Annotated in this window: 24 protein-coding genes and 1 pseudogene; 17 read left to right on the forward strand and 8 right to left on the reverse strand. The window is 63.5% G+C overall.

What is annotated here, in order from left to right; all coding sequences use genetic code 11:
• Nucleotides 1–207: 207 nt before the first annotated feature.
• The 10 genes from larB (at nucleotide 208) to D8Y22_RS00355 (ending at nucleotide 9,354) form a co-directional block, all read left to right on the forward strand.
• Entirely contained in the window at nucleotides 208–966 is a 759-nt protein-coding gene (gene larB / locus D8Y22_RS00315; RefSeq protein WP_141462569.1) for a nickel pincer cofactor biosynthesis protein LarB, read from the forward strand.
• 118 nt (nucleotides 967–1,084) lie between these two features.
• The gene (locus D8Y22_RS23465; RefSeq protein WP_449421043.1) at nucleotides 1,085–1,234 is read left to right on the forward strand and encodes a DUF7563 family protein; all 150 of its coding nucleotides are present in this window, start codon (nucleotides 1,085–1,087) and stop codon (nucleotides 1,232–1,234) included.
• Nucleotides 1,235–1,298: 64 nt separating this feature from the next.
• On the forward strand, nucleotides 1,299–1,550 hold the full coding sequence (locus D8Y22_RS00320) for a GIY-YIG nuclease family protein (RefSeq protein ID WP_141462570.1): 252 nt from the start codon (nucleotides 1,299–1,301) through the stop codon (nucleotides 1,548–1,550).
• Between the two features lie 108 nt (nucleotides 1,551–1,658).
• The gene (locus D8Y22_RS00325; RefSeq protein WP_141462571.1) at nucleotides 1,659–2,618 is read left to right on the forward strand and encodes a hypothetical protein; all 960 of its coding nucleotides are present in this window, start codon (nucleotides 1,659–1,661) and stop codon (nucleotides 2,616–2,618) included.
• Between the two features lie 82 nt (nucleotides 2,619–2,700).
• Complete coding sequence (locus D8Y22_RS00330; RefSeq protein WP_141462572.1) at nucleotides 2,701–3,210, forward strand: PH domain-containing protein; 510 nt, start codon at nucleotides 2,701–2,703, stop codon at nucleotides 3,208–3,210.
• Between the two features lie 72 nt (nucleotides 3,211–3,282).
• On the forward strand, nucleotides 3,283–3,882 hold the full coding sequence (locus D8Y22_RS00335; RefSeq protein WP_141462573.1) for a hypothetical protein: 600 nt from the start codon (nucleotides 3,283–3,285) through the stop codon (nucleotides 3,880–3,882).
• 120 nt (nucleotides 3,883–4,002) lie between these two features.
• A complete protein-coding gene (locus tag D8Y22_RS00340) occupies nucleotides 4,003–4,692 on the forward strand; it encodes a DUF4013 domain-containing protein (RefSeq protein ID WP_141462857.1) in 690 nt (229 codons plus the stop codon).
• Between the two features lie 97 nt (nucleotides 4,693–4,789).
• The gene (locus D8Y22_RS00345; RefSeq protein WP_141462574.1) at nucleotides 4,790–7,147 is read left to right on the forward strand and encodes a DEAD/DEAH box helicase; all 2,358 of its coding nucleotides are present in this window, start codon (nucleotides 4,790–4,792) and stop codon (nucleotides 7,145–7,147) included.
• 293 nt (nucleotides 7,148–7,440) lie between these two features.
• Complete coding sequence (locus D8Y22_RS00350) at nucleotides 7,441–8,559, forward strand: glutamate-cysteine ligase family protein (RefSeq protein WP_141462575.1); 1,119 nt, start codon at nucleotides 7,441–7,443, stop codon at nucleotides 8,557–8,559.
• Nucleotides 8,560–8,655: 96 nt separating this feature from the next.
• Nucleotides 8,656–9,354: a type 1 glutamine amidotransferase gene (locus tag D8Y22_RS00355; RefSeq protein ID WP_141462576.1), complete on the forward strand. Its 699-nt coding sequence runs from the start codon at nucleotides 8,656–8,658 to the stop codon at nucleotides 9,352–9,354.
• A gap of 152 nt (nucleotides 9,355–9,506) precedes the next feature.
• Here D8Y22_RS00355 and D8Y22_RS00360 read toward each other — a convergent pair whose 3' ends face one another.
• From D8Y22_RS00360 to D8Y22_RS00370, 3 genes are all read right to left on the reverse strand, one after another.
• The gene (locus D8Y22_RS00360; RefSeq protein WP_141462577.1) at nucleotides 9,507–10,157 is read right to left on the reverse strand and encodes an HAD family hydrolase; all 651 of its coding nucleotides are present in this window, start codon (nucleotides 10,155–10,157) and stop codon (nucleotides 9,507–9,509) included.
• Between the two features lies 1 nt (nucleotide 10,158).
• Entirely contained in the window at nucleotides 10,159–10,755 is a 597-nt protein-coding gene (locus D8Y22_RS00365) for a DJ-1/PfpI family protein (RefSeq protein WP_141462578.1), read from the reverse strand.
• 75 nt (nucleotides 10,756–10,830) lie between these two features.
• A complete protein-coding gene (locus tag D8Y22_RS00370) occupies nucleotides 10,831–11,634 on the reverse strand; it encodes an inositol monophosphatase family protein (RefSeq protein ID WP_141462579.1) in 804 nt (267 codons plus the stop codon).
• Nucleotides 11,635–11,699: 65 nt separating this feature from the next.
• Here D8Y22_RS00370 and D8Y22_RS00375 point away from each other — a divergent pair, with 65 nt between their 5' ends.
• Entirely contained in the window at nucleotides 11,700–12,008 is a 309-nt protein-coding gene (locus D8Y22_RS00375) for a MazG nucleotide pyrophosphohydrolase domain-containing protein (protein ID WP_141462580.1), read from the forward strand.
• Nucleotides 12,009–12,070: 62 nt separating this feature from the next.
• Here D8Y22_RS00375 and D8Y22_RS00380 read toward each other — a convergent pair whose 3' ends face one another.
• The 3 genes from D8Y22_RS00380 to D8Y22_RS00390 all read right to left on the reverse strand — a co-directional run bounded on the left by D8Y22_RS00380 (nucleotide 12,071) and on the right by D8Y22_RS00390 (nucleotide 15,944).
• Complete coding sequence (locus D8Y22_RS00380; RefSeq protein WP_217350851.1) at nucleotides 12,071–13,948, reverse strand: formate/nitrite transporter family protein; 1,878 nt, start codon at nucleotides 13,946–13,948, stop codon at nucleotides 12,071–12,073.
• A 277-nt stretch (nucleotides 13,949–14,225) separates the two neighbouring features.
• The gene (locus D8Y22_RS00385; RefSeq protein WP_141462581.1) at nucleotides 14,226–15,389 is read right to left on the reverse strand and encodes an HD domain-containing protein; all 1,164 of its coding nucleotides are present in this window, start codon (nucleotides 15,387–15,389) and stop codon (nucleotides 14,226–14,228) included.
• Nucleotides 15,390–15,413: 24 nt separating this feature from the next.
• Nucleotides 15,414–15,944: an AAA family ATPase gene (locus tag D8Y22_RS00390; protein ID WP_141462582.1), complete on the reverse strand. Its 531-nt coding sequence runs from the start codon at nucleotides 15,942–15,944 to the stop codon at nucleotides 15,414–15,416.
• Between the two features lie 225 nt (nucleotides 15,945–16,169).
• Here D8Y22_RS00390 and D8Y22_RS00395 point away from each other — a divergent pair, with 225 nt between their 5' ends.
• The 5 genes and pseudogenes from D8Y22_RS00395 (at nucleotide 16,170) to D8Y22_RS00420 (ending at nucleotide 20,464) form a co-directional block, all read left to right on the forward strand.
• Nucleotides 16,170–16,325 carry a DUF2080 family transposase-associated protein gene (locus D8Y22_RS00395; protein WP_141462583.1) on the forward strand — a complete coding sequence of 52 codons (156 nt, stop codon included), beginning with the start codon at nucleotides 16,170–16,172 and terminating at the stop codon, nucleotides 16,323–16,325.
• 4 nt (nucleotides 16,326–16,329) lie between these two features.
• A pseudogene (locus D8Y22_RS22730) lies at nucleotides 16,330–17,245 on the forward strand (RNA-guided endonuclease InsQ/TnpB family protein); the annotation flags it as partial.
• A gap of 208 nt (nucleotides 17,246–17,453) precedes the next feature.
• Complete coding sequence (locus D8Y22_RS00410; RefSeq protein ID WP_141462586.1) at nucleotides 17,454–18,500, forward strand: substrate-binding domain-containing protein; 1,047 nt, start codon at nucleotides 17,454–17,456, stop codon at nucleotides 18,498–18,500.
• A gap of 42 nt (nucleotides 18,501–18,542) precedes the next feature.
• Nucleotides 18,543–19,349 carry a phosphonate ABC transporter ATP-binding protein gene (gene phnC / locus D8Y22_RS00415; protein WP_141462587.1) on the forward strand — a complete coding sequence of 269 codons (807 nt, stop codon included), beginning with the start codon at nucleotides 18,543–18,545 and terminating at the stop codon, nucleotides 19,347–19,349.
• Entirely contained in the window at nucleotides 19,346–20,464 is a 1,119-nt protein-coding gene (locus tag D8Y22_RS00420; protein ID WP_141462588.1) for an ABC transporter permease subunit, read from the forward strand. The genes phnC and D8Y22_RS00420 overlap by 4 nt, the downstream gene beginning before the upstream one ends.
• A 25-nt stretch (nucleotides 20,465–20,489) precedes the next feature.
• Here D8Y22_RS00420 and D8Y22_RS00425 read toward each other — a convergent pair whose 3' ends face one another.
• On the reverse strand, nucleotides 20,490–21,287 hold the full coding sequence (locus tag D8Y22_RS00425; RefSeq protein ID WP_141462589.1) for an inositol monophosphatase family protein: 798 nt from the start codon (nucleotides 21,285–21,287) through the stop codon (nucleotides 20,490–20,492).
• Nucleotides 21,288–21,428: 141 nt separating this feature from the next.
• Between D8Y22_RS00425 and D8Y22_RS00430 the strand changes: the two genes are divergently transcribed.
• Nucleotides 21,429–22,205: a PDDEXK family nuclease gene (locus tag D8Y22_RS00430; protein ID WP_141462590.1), complete on the forward strand. Its 777-nt coding sequence runs from the start codon at nucleotides 21,429–21,431 to the stop codon at nucleotides 22,203–22,205.
• Between the two features lie 92 nt (nucleotides 22,206–22,297).
• Here the strand turns inward: D8Y22_RS00430 and D8Y22_RS00435 are convergent, their stop codons facing one another.
• Nucleotides 22,298–23,440, reverse strand: a complete 1,143-nt coding sequence (locus tag D8Y22_RS00435; RefSeq protein ID WP_141462591.1) for a glutamate-cysteine ligase family protein — start codon at nucleotides 23,438–23,440, stop codon at nucleotides 22,298–22,300.
• Between the last annotated feature and the right edge of the window lie 248 nt (nucleotides 23,441–23,688).

The raw sequence follows: 23,688 nt of genomic DNA on the forward strand, positions 1-23,688 counted from the left end.
GACCGATTCGATGGGGGTCGCCACCGGAAAGTATATGGCTAATGAGCGATCGAACGGATCGTTTCCCCGATTGAATCGGTAAATCGGGCTCGCGCGCGGTGTGTGGGCCACTAGCGCCCGTTCTGTCGGTTCGATCCGGACCAGTTCGGGATTACAACCGCGCCCGCCGGTCGACGGATTCGAGTACGATCGACCCGGAGAACGGGTATGCGCGAACTCCTCGAGGCCGTCGCCGATGGCTCGCTTTCGCCGGCACAGGCACAGGCACAGTTACAGGGGTACGTGACCGACGATGCGGGTCGGTTCGACGCGGCCCGTCACGATCGTCGTGGCATTCCCGAAGCGATCCTCGCCGAAGGCAAGTCGGTCGAACAGGTCGTCACACTGGCCGAAACCGCCCTCGAAACCACCGATCGAGCGTTGCTCACTCGTATCTCGGACCGACAGTACCGCACACTCGCGTCGAGTCTCGAGGAGTCGGCTCCCGACGCGACCCTCGAGCGACGCGGATCGACGGTTCGTGTCTACACGCCAGCCCACGAGCCACCGACGCTCGAGGCGACGGTCGGGATCGTCACTGCGGGAGCGGTCGACGAAGGGGTCGCCGACGAGGCCCACGTCGTCTGTGCGGACGCGGGTGCGACGATCGATCGCGTCGACGACATCGGCGTCGCAGCGCTCGATCGCACGCTGGACCAGGTCGACCGGCTTCGCGAGGCGGACGTCCTGATCGTCGCTGCCGGCCGCGAGGGCGCACTTCCGACCGTCGTCGCCGGCCTCGTCGATACGCCCGTTATCGGCCTCCCGGTCTCGAGTGGCTACGGTCACGGCGGCGATGGCGAGGCGGCGCTGGCCGGCATGCTCCAATCGTGTACGGTGCTGTCGGTCGTCAACGTCGACGCCGGCTTCGTCGCCGGCGGACAGGCGACGCTGATTGCTCGCGCAATCGACGCCGCCCGGAACTGAGTTGGTACGCGTCTCGAAAACAAATTCTTTCGCTACCACAAAATCAGGGCGCGTTTGGCAAAGCGCTTTTAAGCTATCGGCGGGTAGATTTTGGTACCGGCCCCGGCCGGTGTGACCAATGCCCACGTGCAATCACTGCAATGGACACGTTTCCGAGCGCTTTGCGCGCGTCTTCGCGGACGAAAACGGGGAGATTCACGCGTGTACCAACTGTTCGGCGAACGCAGGTATCGCTGAAGCTGCCAAAGAGCGAGCTCGCAGCGCATAGAACCGGCGCCACTGAGGCTGTGCAGTCGAGGCCCTTTTTGGACCCCTATTCGTATCCGCTCACGATGAGCGGCGATCACGTCGTCTACGTCCTCGAGTGTGCAGATGGAAGCCTCTACACCGGTTATACGACCGATCTCGAGCGTCGCGTCGCCGAACACGACGCCGGTCGCGGCGCGAAGTACACCCGCGGACGGACGCCGGTCGAACTTCGGTATCACGAGCGATACGATACCCGATCGGCGGCGATGTCCCGCGAGTACGAGATCAAACAACTGACGCGCGCGCAGAAAGCCGACCTCGTCGGTCTCGAGTAGTCGTTCGTCGGTTTCGCGTACCGCCACACTCAAGGTGACAGGATAGTCTCGTATTCGAGTCGCTCGACCCCGAAAAATACATACCTGCGGTGCTAGTCTCGAGACGACATGGATATCGACATCGTCGAGGAACTCAAACAACCGGAATACACCGGCGAGAACCGGTGTGAACCGTGTACGATCGTGAACGTCGCGATCGCCGTCGTCGCCGGATCGCTCGTCGCCCGCCGATCCAGAATCGGCGGTGTACTCGCCGTGGGCGTGTCCCTCGCGCTCATCTATCTGCGGGGCTATCTCGTCCCCGGCACACCGACGCTGACGAAACGCTATCTGCCGCCGGCAGTCCTGCGCTGGTTCGGCAAGGATCCCGACCTCGAGACGGCGACCGGGTTCGACGGGCAGGAACTCGTCGCCGAGTCCGCGGCCGAGTCGACGACCGAGGAACCGACGGTCCCACAGTCGGAGACGCCACCCGACGAGCACGCTGTCGACGCTCCCGAGACCGAGGAGACGCCGGCTACCGATCCCGAACCCGAGTCGGCACCGATCACCGACCTCGAGACGTACTTTCTCGACCGAGACGTTCTCGAGCCCTGTGCCGATCGGGACGACCTCTGTGTGACCGCCGATTTCGAGCGGGCGTGGTTCGCGGAAATCGATGCACTCGAGGCGTCGGATCTCGATGCGCCGACGGCCATCGAGGCCTTCGGCTTCGACGTCGAGGCCGAGGAATTCTCGCTCGAGTACCGCGAGGACGCCGTCCTTCTCGTCTCGAAACGAGGGATGGCGGGCCGTTGGCCCTCTCGAGCGGCAATTCTTGCCGATGTCGCCGCGAGTCGTGCCCTCGAAACGTGGGTCAACGACTGGGAGACTGTCGATGCCGATACCAGGGGCCGGATCTGCAACGCGTTGCGGATGTTCCTCGAGCGCTGTCCGACCGGGGGCGACGTCGAGATGGGCGAGGAGGTCGTCGAATCCTGCTGTAGTTCTCACGACGTCATCGCGGTGACCTGCGAGGAGAGCGGGGAGCGTCTGTTCGAACAGCGCCTCGATGCGGTCGATCAGTGATCGGGATCGACCGGCGCGCACTCGCCGTAACCCCTCCGTACGGGCGACAGCTTTAGGCGACCGAATGGAGTAGCGACGGTCGATGGCGTTTAGCACCACCCCCGACTGGTTTCACATCAGCGACGACGAGGAAATCGTCTGGGAGAGCCGGCCACACCCGATCGAACTGGGGGCCGGCGTCCCGGTCGGGGGCGTGCTGGCGTTTACCGGTCTGGGGCTGGCCGGTTGGGGACTGACCGAGGGGAGTGCCCTGTTGACGGTACTGGGACTGGTCTGTCTGCTCGGCGGCGCGGCTCTCGTCGGCGTTCGGTACCTCTTCTGGACGAACACCCGCTACGTGATCACCTCGAGCGAACTCTACAAGAAACACGGCGTCGTCTCGCGGGACGTTACCCAGTTTCGACTCGAGCGCGTCCAAAACACCAGCCTCAAGCAATCGATGACCGGCCGGGCGCTCGGCTACGGTGATCTGACCGTCTACACTGCCGGCTCGGGCGACCCCGAGTTGACGTTCGAGCGCGTCCCCCGGCCCGAACACGCCTCGAGCATACTCAGTACGCAACTGGGGAAGGTCTCGAGTCCGGAGCCGTGAGTGTCGAGGCGGCGACAATCACTCCTTCAAAACACAAAACCTATTACATCAACGCCGGTCGGCCACTGTACAATGTCACAACAGCGACTCGCAGCCACGGACCGGTCGGTATCGCGCGCCTCGAGCGTCGCCGCGAGTGCGGGACTGGGAGTGATCGCTGCCGTCGTCGGCTATCTCCTCACGTACGTCCTTGCCGCAAGCCAGGTCCGTGAGGTCGTCAGTGACAGCGTCCCGGAGTGGATCGGCGTCGCCTGGTTCTACTACAACGCACACTTAGTCGAAATCGAGACCACCGGCGAGTTCGGCGGTCTCGGTGGGACGACGACCGTCGATTTCCTCGCCGAATCCGAGAGTACACGAACGGTGTTGCTGTATGCCGTGCCGCCGCTCGTACTCGTCGGCGTCGGCGCGCTGTTGGCCTACCAGCTGGGCGTGACCGACCTCGGTGGGGCCGTCATCGTCGGTGTGCCGGTGACGATCGGATACGTCCTCGTCATGACCATCGGTGCCGTCGTCGCCGAGACGAGTTCCGAAGGCTCGTTCTTCGGTATCGAGGCGTCGGGCTCGATGTCGCCGGAACTCCTTCCCGCCATCGTCCTCGCTGGCTTGCTGTACCCGCTCGTGTTCGCTCCCGTCGGAAGCGTTCTGGTGACCGTTATGCGAGATCCATAACAACTATTTGATTACTTTGCGGACACTCCGGTCGCCGTCCAGAACGCGGCGACGACGCCGCTCCTGTCTGTTCAATATATTTATGTTGCACAAATATACTATGGTTGTGTAGTGTCAGTCATGATCGAAGACAGCCTCTCGTATCCCGTCCGCAACGATTGGATTGGTCGTATACTGATCGGTGGCGTACTGACAGCGCTCGGTGTCCTGTTGTTCCCCCTCTTTTTGGTGATGGGGTACTACGTCCGAGTACTCGAGGCGACGACAAACGGCGACGCCGATCCGCCGGAATTCACCGAGTGGGGTGGACTTTTCGTCGACGGACTCAAGGCCACGGTCATCGCATTTGTCTACTCGTTCGTGCCGTTTCTCCTCTGGGGCGTCGTCGTGTTCGGCCTGGTCGGTGCCGGCGGCGCAATCGGCGGTGACGGCGGTGGTCTCCTCACTGGCCTCGGTCTCGTGTCGATGTTGCTCGTGTTGCCGCTGATGTTGCTAATCTACTACCTCGTCCCAGCGGCCCTTGCGAGCTTTGCAAGCACCGGCAGCGTCGGCGCGGCCTTCGACGTCGACACGCTGAAGCCGGTCTTGCTCAGCAGCGACTACGTCATCGCCATCTTGATTCCGTTCGTCATCGGCGTCGTGTTGAACATCGTTGGATTCATCCTCGGGATGACCGTCGTTGGCATCGTGCTCGTTCCCTTCGTGTCGTTCTACGCGTACATGGTCATCTTCCGACTGTTCGGCCTCGCGTTCGCAAAGCAAACCAGCCGTGGTCGAACCCGCCAGACCGGTGCGATGGCCGGCCTCTGATCGGACCACGTGATCGTCCGCCACGCCTCGAGTGATCCGTCCCACCACGGGCCGCGAAGGAAACGCCTTTGTCCCATCGCCCCCCGCTTTCAGCCAGATGGAGGTCGCCGAGGTTCTACCCGAGTTCGCCGACGCCTTCGCCTTCGAGGAGTTCAATCGGATGCAACGCGAGGCCGTCCCCGCACTGCTCGAGCGCGAGGACAACGTCGTCGCGAGCGCGCCGACGGCCTCGGGGAAGACGGCACTGGCCGAACTCGCGATCTGTAAGACGCTCGCCGAGGGCGGTACGGCGCTGTTTATCGCGCCGATGCGAGCCCTGACCAACGAGAAAGAAGACGACTGGGACCGGTTCGAGGCGCTTGACTACTCGGTCTACGTCGTCACGGGCGAACGCGAGCTGAACTCACGACGCGCGCGCCGGGCCGATATCCTCGTGATGACCCCCGAGAAGCTCGATTCGGCGACCCGCAAACACGATTCGCGACGCTACGACTTCGTCACCGACATCGACGTCTGTGTCATCGACGAAGTTCACCTGCTCGACGCCGACCGCCGGGGCTCGGTGCTCGAGGTGACGATCTCCCGGCTGCGCCGGCTCTGTAAGCCCCGGGTCGTCGCGTTGTCGGCGACGATGCCCAACGTCGACGATGTCGCGGCGTGGCTCGACGCCCCCGCGGAGACGACCTTTGAGTTCGGCGAGGAGTACCGGCCCGTCGACCTCAACGCTGGCGTGAAAACGTATACGCACGGGGAGAACTCCTTTGCCGACAAGTACCGCCGACTGTATCGGGCACTCGACATCGCCGAACCCCACCTCCGGGAGGACGGCCAGACGCTCGTGTTCGTCTCCTCCCGACAAGACACCGTCCGCGCGGCCAAGAAAGCCAGAGACGAGATCGCCGAGCGAGACATCCCGATCGGCGCTCGAGGCGACTACGACTTTCACACCGACGCCAGTGACCTCGAGAACGACACCCTTCGCCAATCGGTCCTCGACGGCGTGGCCTTTCACCACGCCGGCCTCTCGAAGAACGATCGCGACCTGGTCGAGGAGTGGTTCAAGGAAGGCCACGTCGAACTCCTCTTTTCGACATCGACGCTGGCCTGGGGCGTCAACCTGCCCGCCCGCTGTGTCGTCATCCGCGACACGAAACTGCACGATCCCCTCGAGGGCGAAGTCGACATGAGTCCGCTGGACGTCCTCCAGATGCTCGGGCGGGCGGGCCGGCCCGGCTACGACGACATCGGCTACGGCTGGGTCGTCTGCGACGGGGCCGAGGCCGACAAGTACCGCCGGTTGCTTCAAGAGGGCAAAGAGATCGAGTCCCGGCTGGCCGAGAGCTTAGAGACCCACCTCAACGCCGAGATCGCGATGGGGACGATCACCGACTTAGAAGACGTGATGGACTGGCTCGAGACGACGTTTTACTACGTTCGCGGCCAGTCGAAACCCGAGGCCTACGACTTTCCGAACCTGCGCCAGCGCGTCCGGGACTGTCTCGAGGGGCTGGTCGATCGCGGTTTCGTCGAGACCGGCGAGGACCTCTCGATCGAGGCGACAGCCCGTGGCGTGCTCGCCTCGAAATACTATCTGCGACTCGAGACGGCGGCGACGTTCGCCGATCTCTGTGACCGTGTCGGCGATGGAGACACAGCCCTCGAGACTGGTGACATCCTCGAGGCGGTCGCGACCGCCGGCGAGTTCGACTCGGTGTCGGCCCGCCAGGACGAACGCGACGCGATCAGTGCGGTACTGGTCGGCGTCGACACCGAGGATCTCGACGCGGGCGAGCGGAAGGTCCTCGCAATTCTTCGCAGCGCGGCCGACGGCCGACTCCCCACGGAGTTACGAAGCGACGCCTGGGTCATCCAGCGCAATGCGAGTCGCCTCGTGTCCGCGCTCGGGGCGTTCCTCGATCGGTTCGTCGGCCCTCACGCCGCAAACCTCGCCCGGCGAGTCGAGGCCCGCATCGAGAACGGCGTCGCCGAGGACGCCGTCGGGCTGACGGCGATCGACGGCGTCGGCCCCGGTCGGGCGAGCAACCTCTCGAAGGACGGATTAGCGACTCCTGGCGATGTCGTCGACGCCGGCGTCGCAGGACTCGTCGACGCCGGCCTCTCGGAGGGGGTCGCCGAACGCGTTTACGAGGGTGCCCAGTCCCTGCCCGCGATCGACCTCGAGTGGGGTTCGTTCCCCGAGCGCATCGCCACCGGCGAGAACGAGGTCTGTGAGGTTACCGTTCGCAACGTCGGCGAACCCGCTCGGGCGGGCATTCGTGTAACGGTCAACGATGTCGAGATGACGAGGACGGCCACCTATCTCCGCAGCGAGGAGACGGTACCCGTCGGCGTCTTCGGTGCCGACGAAGACGGTCTCGAGTTTAGCGTCAGCGTTGCCTTCCCCGAGGAGCCGCTGCTACCCGTGACGGACTCGCGAACCGTCGACGTTCTGTAGGGCGACAGTTCGCTGTCGGCGCTGACGCGGTCTCCGTCGCCCACGCTGAAATTGTTACGTCGTCTTCAAATACACCGACGACTGGACGGATGTGTTGTCCCTCGCCCATTAGTAATCTATAACGTGTATTTGGAGCGTACAAGATCCGGTACCCACACGTTTATGAACTGGGACGGGCACGCCAATATCGTGGTGGGCAATAACACCCATGAACCCGTCACGACGGAACACAGTGAGACAGTGAATACACTCTCTCTCGACAGCCACAGCCGTCGAATCAAGCGAGGATATCCGTGCCACCAAACGAATCTGAACCGATCCGTCGGAGTATCGAGGTCGAATACTGGGTCGTCGACGAAGCGGGTCGACTCACCGACCCTGGGCCGCTCGTCGACGCAGCACCGGGTGTCGAACGCGAGTTCGTCGAACCGGTCCTCGAGATCAAGACGACTCCCTGCGAGTCGACGGCCCAACTCCGCACAGAGCTGTTCGATCGGCTTCACCAGGTCCTCGAGCGAGCCGACGAGACGGGGATGGGACTCGTTCCGCTCGCAACGCCGATCAATCACGAGGAGATTCGGGAACTGGAGAGCGAACGAACGCAGATCCAAAACCGCGCCATCGGCGAGAACTTCGAGTACGTGCGACACTGTGCGGGAACGCACATCCACGTCGAACAGCAGCCGGGCCACGTAGTCGACCAGTTGAACACGTTTATCGCACTCGACCCTGCGCTCGCGCTCGTGAACTCGTCGCCGTACTTTCGTGGCCGACGTGTCACGGCCGGTGCGAGATCCGAACTGTACCGGCGGATGGCCTACGCGGATCTCGAACACCAGGGCCAGCTGTGGCCCTACGTCGACGCTGTCGACGACTGGGACCGACGCCTCGAGCAACGCTACGAGGAATTTCTCACTGCAGCCCTCGAGGCGGGCGTCGATCGGACAGCCGTCGAGAAACACTTCGATCCCGAAAGTGCCGTCTGGACGCCGGTTCAGCTCCGCGCGGAGTTTTCGACCGTCGAGTGGCGTTCACCCGACGCCACGCTGCCGAGCCAGATCGTTCGGGTGGCCGATCGGCTCGCGACGATCGTCGAACGACTCGTCGACTGCGAGGTCCGTATCGAGGGCGAGCGAGGCGTCGTCACCGACGACGCCATCGTCCTTCCGACGTTCGATGCCGTCTGTGACTACGTCGATGCGGCGATCCGGGACGGCCTCACGCCGCCGGTTCGATCCTACCTCGAGCGAATGGGGTTCGACGTCGATGCCTACGAGCCGGTAACGGCAGCGATCGACGGCAGACGCGACGTCTCGGTCTCGGCGGCACGTCGCATCCGAACCCAGTACGCCGACCGCCTCGAGTCGGACGTTCGTAACGGTGTGTCGAATATTGACGAACAATTTGCATAGATGTGCCGATAAAGGCGGACTATTGGTCGCCTATTTGCGGCAAATATCATCAATTCACGTTCGCTTTTTCACGTAGTGGATGTGTTATGGTACCGAATGGAACGACCCCGGCTGGCGCTGTTGAACGCCGCTCACGAGCCGACAGATACCCGACGAAACTTCCGGCGCGAACTGGACGCCGAACTCGTCGAGTTTCACTGTCCAGACGGTGAGTTTCCCGACGACTTCACCTACGACGGATTCGTCGTGAGCGGCTCACGTGCGTCGGTTTACTGGGATCGGGAGTGGATCGGTCGACTCAAGACCTGGGTCGGTGACGCAGTCCAGGCCGGTCTGCCCGCCCTCGGGGTCTGTTATGGACACCAACTGCTGGCAGACGTCATGGGCGGTCGTGTCGAGGGGATGGGCGAATACGAACTCGGGTACCGAACCGTCGAACAGGACGGCGAGAACCTCCTCCTCGACGGAATCGACGACACGATGACCGTCTTTACGAGTCACTCTGATCACGTCGTCGAGGCACCGCCCGGAGCGACGATCCTCGCGAAAAACGAGTACGGTATCCACGGCTTTCGCAAGGACCACGTCTTCGCTGTCCAGTTTCACCCGGAGTACGACATGGCCACTGCTCGAACCGTCACGACGGGGAAACGAGACGAACTCTCCGACGAGCGCATCGAACAGGTACTCGAGGGCATCCGTCCCGAGCAGTATCGCGCCGCCTGCGAGGTCACACGGCTGTTCGAGAATTTCCTCAACTACATCGACGACACCCAGGACGGACGTGCTGGGTAGCACTGATACGTCTTATACGGTTTACTGTAAGTCATTACCGTCGCATCCGCGACCCGAGCGGCGGGTGCACCGGTTGATTCGCTTCGCTCCGCAACCGAGGCTCGTCTCACACAGTTCGACTCACCGCCGGTACATCGTTACAGTAATCCGTCTTAGTCGACCAGCTCGAGCACCGTCGCTCGAAGTTCGTCGGCCGAATCGACGATCGTGTCGGCCGGCGACAGATCGATGTCGCCGTGGGCGTCGATCCGGTAGGCGACGACCGTTGTCCCGGCTCGATCGCCCGCTTCGATGCCGTTTTCGGAGTCTTCGACGACGACGCAGGTATCCGGCGGGACGCCAGCCTTCTCGGCGGCGTACTCGAAGACATCGGGTTCGGGTTTACTGTGTGCCTCGATGTCGTCTGCGCTGACGACGTGATCGAACTCGCCCTCGAGGTCGAATCGATCGAGGACCAACTCGATCCACTCGTGGGGAGAGGACGAGACGAGTGCCCGAGAGACGCCTCGGTCGTCGAGTTCGGCGAGCAGTTCGTGCAGTCCGTCCAGCACCGCCACGCGCTCGGTGTAGATCTCCTCGGCAGCCGCCTCGAACCGACAAACGAACTCCTCGCGGGAGATCGCAGTCTCGTACGTCGTCGCGAGGTAGTCGTACGTGTCGCGATAGTTCATGCCACTCGTTTCGGCGAGATCGACCGTCTCGTCGGGGACGGCGTCGGGGAAGAGCGCCTCGCGTTCGAAGGTCACCCAGTACTCCTCGCTATCGACGAGGACGCCGTCCATGTCGAACAGGACTGCGTCCATCCTACCCAAAGACCTCGCCGCGGCGCTCGTGGGCCATCTGCTCGCTGACCTCGTTCGCGATTTCCTCGCCGAACTCCCGCTCGAGCAGCCACAGCGCCAGGTCGATACCCGAGGTGACGCCGCCCGCGGTCAGAACGTCGCCGTCGTCGACGACGCGTTCGTCGACCACGTTTGCCGACGTGGCCTCGAGGTCGTCGACCGCGACCGGGTGCGTCGCCGCGGGGCGCCCCTCGAGCAGGCCCGCTTCGGAAAGCACCATCGCACCGGTACAGACCGAGGCGACCGTCGCACCCGCGGTGAAACGGCCGTCGACGGCATCGGCTAGCGCGCCGTCGTCGACGGCGGCTCGCACGCCCTCGTTCGCCGTCGTCCAGCCGCCCCCGGGGACGATCAGGACGTCGGGTTGGCCAAGCGTTCCGTGTGGCTCGACGCGGAGGTCGTGACTCGCGGTGACGATGTCCGTCTCCTCGAGCGTGACGAGATCCGTCTCGAGCGATGCACCGGCCTGAGCGCCGTTTTCCAGGACCTCGTAGGGGCCAATGGCATCGAGTTCGTCGAAGCCGTCGAACAGCACGATTTCGGCAGTGGTATCGACCATGTACGGTAGTCGCCCGGAGCCCGAAAAGGCGTTTCCCCGGAAACGACAGGCGAGATGTCGTCACGGCGTGATACGTTAGACCCGCGAGACGGTGAGTTCGCGAAGCGACTCGAGCAGCGACGCCGACCGCGCGCCGACGAACCAGTCCTCGCCGCGAGCACGCTGCAGTCCGCTTTCGGCGGCGAACAGTTCGCCGAGACGCTGCTCCTCGCGATCCGGTCGATAACAGACGACGCCGTCCAGCGTCCCTCGCGCGAGCAGTCCCCAGTGGACCGTTGGACTCCAGCTCTCGAGGCGGCGTTTGCACCGCTCTTCGATCGCGCGGTTGATCGATTCGGAGACGGCGGCGGACTCGGGCTGGCGCTTTACGTCGTGGCCGATCACGGAGACGACCGTTGCCGTCGCCGGCTCCCCGCCGGGACCGTCGTCGGTGCGAACGGGCTGGCCGTTGTAGCGAACGCCACCGTCGCGGCGCCCGACGTACAGATCGTCGAGCATCGGCACGTAGACGACGCCCAGAACTGGTATCGAGTCGCTCGGGTTCGCCGCTCCGGCGCGCTCGAGGACCGTCACGGCCGTCGCAAACGACGGCAGGCCGGCCTCGAAGTTGTTCGTCCCGTCGAGCGGGTCGACGATCCACTCGTAGGGACCGTCGCCCTCGTGGACGCCTGACTCCTCGGCGTCGATTCGGTGGTCGGGATACTGCGAGCGGATCACCTCGAGCAGCTGCGCTTCCGAGCCCGTATCCGCGCTCGATTTCACGTCGTGTGCGAGCCGGTCGGCCTCGGTATCGCCGGCTCGGTAGGCGTCTCGGAGGGTGCTCCCGCCGGCCGTACACGCCTCGATCGCCGTCCGCTCGAGCGTCGCGAGCGTCTCCATATCCCGAAATGGCGGCGCGGTGCTATTTCGATTTCCTTTTCGGCTGACGGATCGAGGACGACGGTATGGACGATTCCCAACAGCGCATCGCGGAGTTCGTCGAGCGACACGACCTCGAGACGCCGCCGGCGTACCGCCTGCTCGACCTCGCCAGCGAGGTCGGCGAACTCGCGAAGGATGCCAACGAATCGACCGATTACGGGGCCGCGCCCGCGGATCTCGAGATCAACACTGACGAACTCGGCGACGTTCTGTTCGCCACTTTTGCGCTCGCGGACGCGCTCGAGATCGACGGCGACGACGCGTTGCAGGAGGCGCTGACGAAGTACGAATCGAGGCTCGAGGACGGCGATTCACCGGGATCGGGACAGTAGTGCCGCGGTTCCCTTGACACCGAACGTTCGCTACGACCGCGTCCCCCCTCTACTTGAGGCTGTTACGGCTGTGTTTCGATCTCGTCGGCACCGTCCTCGAATTTGCTTCCAGCGCCGCCACTGGACCGTCTGTCCGCGATTTTGTTCCGGCTTCCGCGTCCGAACAGCCGCTCGAAGAACGTCCGATCCGAGGGCCGTTCCGTGAGCAGTACGGAAGCGTCGATTTCGCTGGTGACTTGCATATGTAGCGAGCCGGAGACGAGTCGCGAGAGAAGTCCCTTTTCGGTCGCGCCGATCAATACCAGCGTGTTGTCGGCGGCTTCGCGTTTGATAGCCGCCTCGATGTTGCCAGAATCATCGACGGTGCACGTGGCGCCCTCGAGGTTGTGTTCCCGCGCCCACTCCTCGAGGAACCGCTCGCCGGCGTCCCGGTCGTCGGCACTGTCGACGACGTGGAGCAACTCGACGTCCGCGCCTGCACTCGCCTGGAGCGTGCAAGCGAGCTCTGCGCTGAGGGTGGAGTCTGGCCCGCCGGCGGTGGGCAGCAGGATCCGCGATGGGTCGAGGCCGCGATCTTTCGCGATGACGAAGTCGCACGGAAGCTTGTTCGCCAGTTCGTCGATCGGCCGCTCGGCGCGGGCGGAAGACCATATCTGGTCGTCTCCCCATCCCATTACCACGAGGTTAGGTCGGGTACGTCTCGCGCGGTCGAAAATCTCCTCGAACGACCGCGGCGAGACGATCGTCGAGGTCTCGAACTCGACGTCGTACTCCGCGCCGGTCGCTTCGAGGTCGGCCATGGTACGTTTGGACTCTGCCGTAATCCGGTCGCGCTGGCCGTGTTCCGCCTCGAGGATAAGTTCTTTGCGTGCCTGGACGATGTGCACGACGTGGACCGTCCCCTTCTCGCGCTCGCTTGCGATCCTGCAGGCGAGTTCGACGAGCGGGGCTTCCGTCCGCGGGTTCGAGATCGGGACCAGCACGCGATATCTCTCGGAATCCCGGACGAACTCCTCGACGGTATCGAGGACGGGGACGTAAGAACGCCCGGCGAGGTTACCGAGCAGCATCTCGCGGACGGAGAGCCGACGGACCCCCTCGAACTGATCGACTTCGAGCCGGCGCTCGCTGGTCTGGTAGTAGTTGACGACGGTGACCAAGAGCACGCCCCCAATCGTGTTCCCCAACAGGACCGGGAGAATAAAGCCAAACATCGCCGTCTGGACCGCTAGATCGGCGACGAGCATAAGGTACACTGCCTCGGTAAACGAGACCACGACGTGGAAGAGCTCTCCCAGTGGAATCGCCAGGAAGGCGAGATAGACCACGACAATACGCGAGATCGTATCCTGGGCAGCGAAGTCCATCCAGACGACGCCGGCAACGATCAGCCCCGCGAAGGCCGCCTTGAAAAAGAGACTCCAGGGCGACGTATCGACGCCAGCCTGGGCGATATCTGCCGCGTAGACGGCGGCCTCCGGGCTGAAGACGCCGCCGTACGCGAGGACGACCGCACCGATGGTCCCCCCCGCGAAGTTCCCCGCGAGGACGATCAGCCAGTGGCGAAGCAGCGTCGGAATCGAGGCGAGCCGTTCTAACGTGAGTGCGACCGGCGGCAGCGTGTTCTCGGTGAACAGCTGGTAGCCGCCGATGATGATGTAGATGAACCCGAGCGGATACAGCAACGCGGCGGCGACAGTGCTGTCGGTCGTGGCTGACATCGAGACATAGAGCAGGAACGTGATCGTGATCGCAAAGCCCGCTGCCAGCCCGCTAAAGAACAATTCACGCGTGCCGCTGGTGACCTCGTGATCCGCGTCGGCGACGATCCGTTGAAACAGTTCGTCGGAGGAGAACCGATCGGGGACGACCTTTCCTCTGGTGGGAACACCGCTCTCCGACGTCTGTGACTCCTGCATGAACGGATCGTCGGCGGTCATTGTAAGGTAGCGGTGGCGGAGTCACTAAGAGCTTCTTTTTCAGGAACGGCCAGGTCCTCGACGTCGAGAGCGCCTCCGCGCCATCACAGGCAGGTGGTGCGGACGATATCGGGATCCGTATCGACGCTGATTCGACGACCGAAACGAACCGATCGACGTCTCTCCCGCCTGAGACGACGCTTCGGTACGACCACTGGGTCGTCGTCGCACGCGGCCAAAATCGACTTACGAGGCGGGCGTAGTCGACGAATGCCCTGCGAACCGCTCCCACCACCAGTCAGACCTCAATCTTGAGCACCGACGCCGCGGCCTCGCCGACGGCTTCGAGCTCGTCGTCCGGCGCGTAGACGCCGAGGCGCCACATCTCGCGGGCACAGGCGTCCAACCCGGCGACGAGCGAGGACCGTTCCTCGAGCCGTCGAACATCGCCGTCGACGACGATTCGAGCCCGCGATTCGGGCGAACTGGGTTCGGAGGGGCTGTCGACGACGACGACCGCGGGATCGACGCCGGCGATCGCGGCGATTTCACGCTCGAGGGACCGGACGCGGTCGTACTCGAGGCCGACGAAGCGGTCGGGGACCGTCCGGCGTCGAGCCCAGATTGCTCGCTTGTACAGCCGGCGTTCGCGGAGTCGACTCGCGACATCGGCGGTCGGCTCGTAGTCGGCGAAGGTCGCGAGCAACTGCGCGTCGGTCAGCCGAGCGAAGCGCTCGGGGGAAACGTGGCCGTCCGCGAGCAGCCGCTCGCTGGCGCGATCCAGCAGCGCCCCCGCGATCCGGGAGACGTGGTGGCGATAGACGGTCGCGTTCATCAGCGTCCGGGCGATCAGCGCGCTCTCGGCGGTCGCGACGGTGTCTTCCTCGAGGGCGAGTTCACCGTCGACGATCCGCAGGGCGTACAGCAGACGGGCGTGATCGATCGTGCCGTAGGGAACGCCGGTGTGGTGGGCGTCCCGGACGAGGTAGTCCATCCGATCGACGTCTAACGCGCCGGAGACGAGTTCGCCCAGGGGCCCGCGACCGTCGACAGTCGCCGCGACCGCGTCGGGTTCGAGGCCCTGTGACTCGAGGACCGAACCGAGGTCGGTCTCGGCGAGGAGCCACTCGATCTCGTCGTGGTGGCGACCGAGGTGGCGCTCGATCGCAGCCTCGGTCTGGTGGCCGAAGGGACCGTGGCCGACGTCGTGGACCAGCGCCGCCGCTCGCAGCCGGTCGGCGAGTTCGCCCTCGACCTCGAGTTTCTCGACGGCCTCGCAGGCGAGATGGTAGACGCCGAGACTGTGTTCGAAGCGAGTGTGATTCGCAGACGGATAGACGAGCTGGACGGTGCTCAACTGGCGGACGTCGCGCAAGCGCTGCATCTCGGGGGTATCGAGCAGCGCGGCCGCAGTCTCGTCGAGCTCGATGTAATCGTGGACACTGTCCTTGATCGTGGTCATAGTACATCTCCTCGACAAGTCGTCTTAGCCGCGGTGGTCTCGCTCGAGTCTGGGCTCGACGATCGCGCGGTCGAGCTGTCGGTAGGTCGCCTCGAGGCTCCCGGAGTTGTCGATTTCGACGTGATCGCGCTCGAAGGACTCGAAGGAGTCCTTGACGAGGTGATACACCCGACGATCGGCGTCGCTGACGGAGTCGGTCCGCTCGGCGAGGCGGCGCTCGACGACGTCGACGTCACACGTGACGTGAACGAACTGGCGGTCCGCGTCCGTCTCGCGGGCGAGGGTCGCTCCCCGCGAGCGCAACGCCCGCGTCCGAAAGGTCGCATCGAGGACGACGCTCGAGCCAGCCTCGAGCTCGGATCGAGCGCGCTCGAGTAACTCCTCGTAGGTGGCGTCAGTTTCGGCGGCCGTGTATTCGGGCTCGGGAAACAGCTCTTTACGAATCTCGTCGCTTCGATACCGTTTCACAGCCAGTTTCTCAGCCGTGTAGGCCGATGCGACCGATTTGCCGACGCCGGGAAGCCCGCAGTAGACGAACAACGATGGACGGTCCACGGCTGGTCATTGCGGGGATTCCTCTTAACTCTTACAGGCTAAGTCCCCGTCCTCAAGGGGCAACGCAACGAGCGCAGCGAGTGAGTAGCGTTAACGAGAGCGGATCCCTCGTTCGCACATCAGAAATCAAATATTTCTGAGGACGCAGTAGGGCGGGGATACAGCCGTACGCTATCGCCACTCTCCACCGAAAAGACCAAATATATACTGAATATATAGTCGTGTATGGGCACGTTCGAATTAGAAGGCGAAGAAATCCTCGACCGCGAAGCGAAAGAGTTCGGTGGGAGTGCCCACGTCACCGTTCCCAAAGACTGGCGTGGTGCGGACGTGAAAGTCATCCGCGTCAGCGACCCCGACGAAACCGACGACGAAGAGTGACACGGTGAACTACAACTACAGGTATCGCATCGAGCCGAGCGAAGCCGTCGAAGCCGCGTTAGAACGGCATAGCGATACCTGTAGACAACTCTACAACCACTTCCTGTACGAACTCAGCAACACCGACGAGTACCTCTCGTACACGGCGATCCAGAATATGGTCCCCGACCTGAAAGACTGGTGGGACGAATTGAACGACGTGTACTCGAAGGTGTTGCAGATGGTTGCCCGCCGCGTCAGCGATAACCTCGACCGTCTCATACGGATTGTTGTAGCGTTTTACCGGTGATCACCCGGACGGGGTCGATGATCACCGGTAAAGAACTACAACGGTCCGTATCAAAGAAAAGAAGGAGAACGGGCGCAAGGTCGGGATGCTCAAGTGGAAGCCACCGCGAGAGTATCGGAGCCTCACCTACAACCAGTCTGGTTTCGAACTCAAGAACACGAGTGACCAGACCATCCTTGAACTTTCCAAGATAGGCGAGATGCCGATACACTTCCACCGCGACATCCCTGACGATGTTCATGTGAAACAGGTCACGGTCAAGCAAGAGGAAACGGGCGAGTGGTACGCCACCTTCGGCATCGAAACCGAAGACGACGCACCCGAGAAACCCGCACTGGATGCGGTTGACCGCGAGGATATGGTCGGCATTGACGTGGGCATCATCAAGTACGCCCACGACACCGACAGCACGATGGTCGGCAGTCTCGACCTCGAAGACGAGTACGAGCGGCTTGAACGCGAGCAACGGGCGTTGAGCCGCAAAGAGGAAGGATCGCAGAATTGGCACGAGCAACGCCGTCGCGCGGCTCGAATCCACGCTCGCATCGTACGGAAGCGCCGAGACTTCTTGCACAAACTTTCGGCGTACTACGCTCGGGAGTACGACCTTGTAGCCGTGGAAGACCTCAACGTTCACATTTGCACGGAACGTCGTCCTCGGCGGTTGTGGACGGACCAGCGACTCTGTCGGTCTGTTGAACCGACGGACGGACCCGACCGCCGTGTCCAAACGATTCGTGTGGGGGTATCTCCGAGACGTATGTAGCTGTATATTGTGATTTAGTGCCCAATTGACCTGCTATCAGTGAATTTATAATGAATCAATTATGGTTGTACGTATGGTCCGACAGTCAGACTGTGGGGACAGTTCGCGACGAACGTTTTTGAAAGCATCCGGCGGGGTCGCAGTCACAACCGCCATCGCCGGTTGTCTCGGTGGTACTGGGAACGGCAACGGCAACGGCAACGGTACCAGCAGCGACGATGGGAACGGCGGAAACGGAGACGGTGACCAGACCGTCGAGTTCATTCTGAATCCGGCCGAAGCCGACGTCGCGATCGAAGAACAGTACTCGCCCATCTTCGACTATCTCGAGGAAGAGACGGGTGCGACAATCGAGTCGACGCGGACCGAATCGTACACCGAGACGCTGACGGCCATGCGGGACGGACACGGTGAAATCGCGGACATCTCGCCGTCGGCCGTCCTCGCCGGCACCGACATCGTCGACATCATCGGCATGCGACTGGCCTTCGGAGCGGCCCAGTACTTCACGACGGTCGTCACGACGCCGGACAGTGGTATCGAGGAGCTCTCCGATCTCGGTGGCGAAACGGTCGCTTTCAGCGATATTCTGTCGGTATCTGGCTCACTCGTGCCGCTGACGATGCTCGCGGAGGCCGGCCTCGATACTGGCACCGCACCCGACGGCGACCCGGTCGATTTCGAGGCCGAGTGGTCCGATCACACGACGGCCGTCAACCAGATGTACAACCGCGACGATGTCGCTGCCGCGGGCGTCGGTGCCTTCGCTGGCGCGCCGCATCTTCCGGAGTCGGCGTTCGACGACTACGAGGAGTTTCGCGACATCTCCGCGGAGTACCCCGACAACGTCGGCGCCGACCTCGACGAGATGGAGTTCGAACTCGTCGATGTCTCGAATCCACTTCCGCGCGCACCACTTGTCTCGCGAAGCGACTGGAACGATCCGATCCGAGAGGACATCGAGGAAGCGCTACTCGACGCCCCCGAAGATGTCTTCCAGGCACCCGACGGGGTCGAGGAACTGTGGTTCAGCGGCGTCGAACCCGCGACGGTCGACGACTACGACCCGATCCAAGACGTCATGGACGAACTCGGACTCGAATTCGAAGACCTTGAATAAAGTCCGGCCACGAGTCGAAACCGTCTCAAATCATATCCACAGATGAGCAGAATAGCTGTAACCAATCTAACGAAAGTCTACGGGGATGACACCATCGCCCTCGACGACGTTTCGTTCGAGATCGACGAGGGTGAGTTCGTGATCGTACTCGGCGTCTCCGGCTCGGGGAAATCGACGCTCCTGCGGTGTCTCAGTTCGCTTACGTCGCCGACCGAGGGAACGATCGAGATCGATGGCGACGAAGTAACACAGACCCACGACGACATCGCGATGATCTTCCAGCAGCACAACATCATCGGGCAGATGACCGCCTACTCGAATGCGCTCTCCGGGTCCCTCTCTCGATCCGACTTCGTCGAAAGCGTGTTCCAGCTACAGGATTCGGCGGAGAAATACCGTGCGCTGGAAGCACTCGAGACGGTTGGGTTGCTCGAGGAGGCACAGTCGAAGGCCCGAAACATGTCCGGCGGCCAGCAACAGCGCGTCGGCATTGCCCGCGCGCTCGTCCAGGAGCCCCGGGTCATGTTAGCCGACGAGCCGGTTGCGAGTCTCGATCCGGGAAGCTCCCAGCAGGTCATGCAGTACCTGCTCGAGGCGTCGGTCGATCGCGACCTGACGACGATGATCAGCCTCCACGAAGTGAATCTCGCCCGAAAGTTCGGGGAACGGTTCATCGGTCTGCGCGACGGCAAGAAAGTCTTCGACGGCTACAGCGAGGACTTTACGATCGACATCATCGACGAGATTTACGGTGACATCGACATCGACGGTATCGTCGCGGAGGATGGTGCCGACACGAACGAGACCGAGACCGGAAAGCGAGCGACGAAGGGAGGGTCCGCCGTATGAGCGAGGGGGCTGGGACGGCGGATCGATCCGACGACCGAACGCGCACCGATGGGGGAACGGCTGACACCGCCCCGCGATCGGAGACCGTCTCCGACGATGTCCAGACCCGATTCGATCGGATCGCGAAAAGCCGCCGACGGCGCTGGATCGGCATCTCCGCGGTCGTCGCGGTCGTCGGCTACATGTTCATCAACGCGCTCCAAGCGGTCGAGTGGTTCGATGCGAACCTCACGCAGTATCTCCCGACGTTCGCGGAGGCACTACGGGATTTCTTCCCGTTTCTCGTCATCCTGGACGGATTTCCCTTTATCTGGATCGACTGGTCGGGCTTCGGCCAGTACTGGGCGTTCATCACCGAACAAAACCTCATCTACGACGACGAGTTCTTCGCGGACGCGACCAGTCTGGTCGATTACCCGATTACCCTCCTGACCGGCCCCGGGGGTCCACTCGGTGTTCTGGGCGTTGCCGGAGAAACCCTGGCGATGGGTATCGCGGGGACGCTCATGGGCCTGCCGTTTGCGTTGCTGTTCGGCGTGCTCGGCTCCGGCCGCGTGACGCGGTTCCCCTTTAACTTCATCTTCCGGGGCACGATGTCCGCGATCCGCGCCATCCCCGCACTCATCTGGGCACTCATCTTCGTCCCACTCGGCGGCATCGGCGCGACGACCGCCACCCTCGCGATCGCGACGGACACGATCGGGAACCTCGGTCGCCTCTACACCGACGAACTCGAGGAGATCGAGGACGGCCCGATCGAGGCGATCGAGACCGCTGGTGGGGACAAACGACAGGTCGTTACGTTCGGGATGCTCTCACAGGTCTCGACGCCGTTTATCGCCTGGACGCTATACGTCTTCGAGATCAACGTCCGGATCGCCGTCACGCTGGGGATCATCGGTGGGGGCGGACTCGGACAGGTACTCGTCGTCCAGGAGGGGCTGTTCGCGTACACGAACATGATGGCGACCATCCTCGTCATCCTCGTTCTCATCATCTCCGTGGAGCTGTTCTCCCAGCGGCTCCGCGCCCGGATCCGGGGCGACGAGCCAACAGGGTTCATCGAACTCTTGAAAGGGTTCCCACGGCGGATGGCCGAGTCGGCGCTCAAATAGTCGGTATCACGTACCGACTTCGCTCTCACGACTCGGTGTTTGCAACTGCACGCGCGGCGGCGAGTAGCTCGTCGTGGGCCCCACCGTTGGACGCGACGAGACCGGTGCTGTCGTGGCTCCAGCGCTCGCCCTCGAGGTCGGTCACGACGCCGCCGGCCCGGCGTACGAGATAGACGCCGGCGATGGTGTCCCACGGGTTCGTCTCGACGTTGGTAATCGCCCCGTCGATCGAGCCCGAGGCGATGAGCGAGAGCGTCCCCTGGGCCGAGCCATACCGGCCGAGATCGCCGAATCGGGTGACGATCTCACGACAGGCCGCGGCGTACTCGTTGCGCCGGTCGCGCCCCCACCAGATCGTCGGCGCGACCGTAAACGTCTCGGGATCCGTGCGGTCGCTCACCGTCACCGGTTCACCGTTTCGTCTGACGCCGTCGGCGTCCGCGACGAAGACGTCACCCAGCGCCGGGAGGACGTTCGCCGCCGCCACCGGCTCGCCGTCGGCCACTGCAGCGACACTCGTCGCCCAAAACCGAACGTCGCGCACGAAGTTGTTCGTCCCGTCGATCGGATCGATCACCCAGGCCGGCCCGCTCGAGGGGACGGATTTGAGCGCGTCTTCCTCCTCGCCGACGATCGGGTCGTCGGGAAACGCCTCGCGGATCGTGGCCGTCGCGCGACGCTGAGCGTCGTAATCCGCCTGCGTGACCACGTCTGTCTTCCCGTCTTTCGTCTCGACGTCGATCGCGGATCGAAACCCCTCGAGGGCGACATCGGCACCGCGTTTCGCTGCGTCTACTGCGACGGCGACTCGGTCAGTTGTCATTACGCTTCCGTAGGAACGACGGCGGCATATACGCCGTGACTCGCCGATCCGCTCGAACCCGGATCGCATCGCCGATCGAGTGCTGCGGCGAGCCGTCGACTTCGCCGCGGATTTAAATACTAACACGCGGCCAACGGTGGCATGATCGACGACGCGATTCGCGTCCTCGCGGGCGACTGTACCGTCATCGCCGAGGGCCAGGACCGATCGGAGTACCGCGGTCGGGTAACGACGTTGGTCAAGCCCGACAACACCGTTCTCGTCCACGACATCGACGGCTACCAGCCCGTCGCGTGGCTCACCCGCGCCGACAGCGTCTCGAGCGACCGCGCCAACGACTTCACGCTCGTCGCGAAGAAAGACACCCAGACTGTACGGATCGCCGCCCACGACCAGGACGGCTTCGCCCACTATCCATCGTCCCAAGCGGGCGAGCCCATCGGCGACTGCCCGGACTGTGGCGGCGCGCTCGTGCGCGCTTCCGGCGTCCACTGTATCGACTGTGGGACACGATACGGCGTGCCGGCGGACGCGACGGTTCACACGGATGGCAGTCACTGTGACTGCGGACTACCGCGGATACGCGTCGAACGCGGCCTCGCGTTCAACGTCTGTCTCGATCGCGCGTGTGAGTCGCTCGACGAGGCGGTCACCGAGGCGTTCGACCGCGAGTGGGACTGTCCCGCCGCCGACTGCGACGGCGAGTTGCAGATCCTACGACGTGGCGCGTTAATCGCCGGCTGCGAGCACTACCCCGACTGCGATACCGGCTTCGCGATTCCCGCCGGCGTCGTCGACGGCGAGTGTAGCTGCGGGCTGCCGACGTTCGATACCCAGACCGGCACGCGGTGTCTCGACGCGACCTGTGAACAAGCCCATCACTCGGCGGCTACAGTCGAGACCGCGGGCGACAACTGACGGGGATCGTCGAAAGGCCGACGCAGTCTCCAAGGTCGGCTTCACGTAGGTCCAACAGTATCAGATCGAAGACGACGCGTCGAAGCAGCTAGTCAGGCGCGAAGTCGGCGCTGTGACACGTCGGCCTCGAGCCACGACGCCGCCTCGAGTCGGTACTCCTTTGCCTCCCGTTTCGTCAGCCGCGAGTCAGGCAGCCGATTCGTGAGTGGGTCGTACGCCGACGGCTCGAAGCCGAGTCCCCGGAGGTAGCTGCGGACGCGGCCGTCCGAGCAGCCGTCGGTGATCGCGGCCGTCGTGATCTCCTCGACGGTGTCGAACGCGGGGAGGAAGACGGGATCCTCGGCGGCCGACTCGAGCGGGCGTCTCGAGGGAGCGGAGCCAGCGATGCGTTCGGTATCGCTCCCGATGGCCCCGCCGGTCGCGTCGCCGACGACCGTCCCGTTCGCGTCCGCTCGCATGACGGTCGATCGAACGGTCGCTGCGAGCTGGAGCACGTGACTCGGGAGCGCGGCGTCTGGCGAGCGCCACTCGACGGTCGGCATCGCCTGGCGGAGTCGGACGGGCGTCCAGACCGCATCGTAGGGATCGAACTCGTCGTCGAATTCGGCCGGATCGACGCCGCGTTCGAGGGCGCGCTCGCGGAAGCAGTCGTAGGCGTCCTCGAGTCGTCGTTCCCACTCGGCGACGCTGTCGACGTAGGGCCAGAGCTGTCCCTGTTCGGGGCAGGCGCTGTAACAGGAACGCCGGTAAAGGTGTGACCGGGCACATTCGAGGATCGGTTCCCCGCGGTAGTGTGAGGAACTTGCGACGAGCGCGAAGGCTGGATCGAGCGCCGTCAGCGTGTTTAGCTGGTCGACGACGTTCGATTGTTCGAAGTGAATGTGGGTGCCGGCACAGACGCGGGCGTCGTCGAACGTCGGGCCGACGATCTGTCGCTGGAGCTCCGTGCCGCGCTTGTCGCGGTACGGTACGTCGGCCGGCGACGCGTACAGCGGCGTCGCCAGCGGGACGAGTCGTTTGTCGTGGTCGTGGGCAGCGCTGACGACCTCGCCGACGAGGTCGAGAAACTCCTCCCGGAGTTCGGTCAGCGACGAACACGGTGTCGTCTTGAGTTCGAGCATGGGCTCGACGAACTCGGGATCGATCTGTTCGGAAACGTCGAGCAGTGGTCCCGGTGAGACTAACTCACCGTCATCGTCGATAACCCAGTACTCGACCTCGAGGCTCGTATTCATATGGATTGGTCCGTGGATAGAGGGGGCGGCCCTCGAGCGAGTTGTCATAGGGCCATCTTCGTGCGGAGTAGTTGCCGGCGACCGAACTCGCGTCGGCCGGCGGCATCTCCCGCCGCTTTGCTATCGATCGTATCGTAGGGTGGTGCTATCTGAAGCCATTGAGCCTGCGTACGCAGGGGATAGATTCCGTGTTTGTGACCAGCACACACAGTGAGAGCGCCGATTTTGGTCACGAGAGCGAATCACAG

Origin of the sequence: Salinadaptatus halalkaliphilus, assembly GCF_006543045.1 — an archaeon.
In the GTDB taxonomy this organism is placed as follows: Archaea; Halobacteriota; Halobacteria; order Halobacteriales; family Natrialbaceae; genus Salinadaptatus; species Salinadaptatus halalkaliphilus.